At 73.9% G+C, this 1957-nt stretch carries 2 protein-coding genes; both read left to right on the top strand.

From position 1 onward, the window contains the following. Positions 1-1664: type II and III secretion system protein family protein (locus HW577_RS24290; RefSeq protein ID WP_198378673.1), on the top strand; the 1664-nt coding region annotated here is incomplete at its 5' end. A gap of 5 nt (positions 1665-1669) precedes the next feature. Further along, positions 1670-1957: hypothetical protein (locus HW577_RS24285; RefSeq protein ID WP_198378672.1), on the top strand; the 288-nt coding region annotated here is incomplete at its 3' end.

The following is a 1957-nucleotide window of genomic DNA, read 5'->3' as shown; positions in this document are numbered from 1 at the left end:
CCGCCGCCCCCGCGACGCGGCTGGCCAGCACGACGCCGATCGTCCCCGCCGCCCCTGCGGTCGCACTGGTGCCGGATGCGCTGGCCGCGCCGGCGATGCGCGCCGGCCAGGGTGCCGTGCAGACGGTCCAGGCGCTGCCGCCGACCCGCCCGCCGGCCTTCACCGTGCCGCTGCAGGCGCCGGGCACGACCTTCATCCCGCAGGCGCAGGCGCAGGGCATGGTCCCGCAGGTGCCGCAGGTGCCGCAGATCCCCGGCATGCCGCAGGTCTCCGCACCCACGCCGGGCGCGACCCTGACCCGGCCGCTGGTGCTCGAGCAGGGCTCCGGCCGGCTGGTCGAGCTGCCGGCGGCGGCGCTCACCGTTCTTGTCGCCGACCCGCGCATCGCGCGCGTGCAGCCGGCTTCGCCCACCAGCCTGTTCATCATGGGCGTCAACCCGGGGCGGACGAACCTGATCGCGACGCGCGAGGACGGCTCGCTCGTGGCGGAATTCGACATCACCGTGCAGTCGAGCGCGGCGGGCGCGGCGCAGGTCGCCCCCGTCGGCGCCGCCGCGGCCATGCCGCCGGTCACCGCCGGCCAGGTGCAGAGCATGATCCGCCGCACGGTGCGCGGCGGGCAGAACGTCCGCGTCACCATGTCCTCCCGCGGGCCGATCGTGCTCTCGGGCATGGTGCCGACCGCCGCCGACGCCTCGCGGGCCGAGGCGGTGGCCAAGGGCATGGCGGGCGAGGGCAGGGAGGTCCTCAACAACCTCACCCTGCTGTCCGGCATCCAGGTGAACCTGCGCGTGCGGGTGGCCGAGATCTCCCGCGAGGTGACGCGCGACCTCGGCTTCAACTGGCTCGCGGCCTTCAACGACGGCACCTGGCAGCTCGGCCTGCGCACGGGCGCGGGCGTGGTCGGCAGCGTGATCGGCGCGCTCCGCGGCTCGGGCACGAGCACGGGCGGGCTGGTCGGCGCCAGCTTCTCGAGCGGCAATTTCGACATCAACGCGATCGTCGACGCGCTGGCGCAGGACCGGCTCATCACCATCCTCGCCGAGCCGAACCTGACGGCGCAGTCGGGCGAGATGGCCTCCTTCCTCGCGGGCGGCGAATTCCCCGTCCCGGTGGCTGCGTCGGGCAACTCGAACGCGCTGACCGTCGAGTTCAAGCAGTTCGGCGTGAGCCTCGCCTTCGTGCCGACCGTGCTCAGCCCCGAGCGGCTGAACATGCGCGTCCGGCCGGAAGTGAGCGAATTGTCGGAAGCGAATTCGGTGGTCTTCCCCGTGGCGGGCGGCACCGTCCGCGTCCCCGGCCTCAGCGTGCGGCGCGCGGAGACGACGATCGAGGTTGGCTCGGGCCAGAGCTTCGCGATCGCTGGCCTGCTCAGCCGGAACTCGTCGATCAACAACAGCGGCATCACCGGGCTGGGCGACATCCCGGTGCTCGGCACGCTGTTCCGGTCCGACCGGTTCCGGCGCAACGAGACGGAACTCGTGATCATCATCACGCCCTATCTCGTGCGGCCCGTGTCCGACCCGTCCGCCCTGGGGACGCCGCTCGACACCTTCCGCCCGGCGACCGACCTCGAGCGCGTGCTGCTGCGCCGGCAGACCGGCTCGCAGCCGCCCTATCGCCAGATCAGGCCGCCCGCGGCGGCCGGGTTCATCGTGGAGTGATGGCCATGCTGCGCCACGCCGCCCCCGCGCTTCTCGTCGCCTTCGGCCTCGCGGCCTGCGGCGAGACGGATTTCGACCGCCCGCACACCTGGCAGGCGGACGGGGTCAACGACCGCAACCTCCGGGCGATGATCGTCGACCCGGCGCATCTGGACCGCGGCATCGGCGCCGCGACCGACCGCGGCCAGCAGGGCGCCGCGGCTGTCCGTGCGCTTGAAGCCGGCGCTCGCCCCGCCCTGCCGGCTGGCCTGTCGGATATCGGCGGCAGCGGCGGCGGTGCGGCCGGCGTGTCG

It is taken from the genome of Neoroseomonas rubea (genome assembly GCF_016106015.1).
GTDB classification, from domain to species: domain Bacteria; phylum Pseudomonadota; class Alphaproteobacteria; order Acetobacterales; family Acetobacteraceae; genus Neoroseomonas; species Neoroseomonas rubea.
The sequence above is the reverse complement of the archived record's forward strand: the minus strand, read 5'-3'. Positions and strand labels throughout refer to the sequence as shown.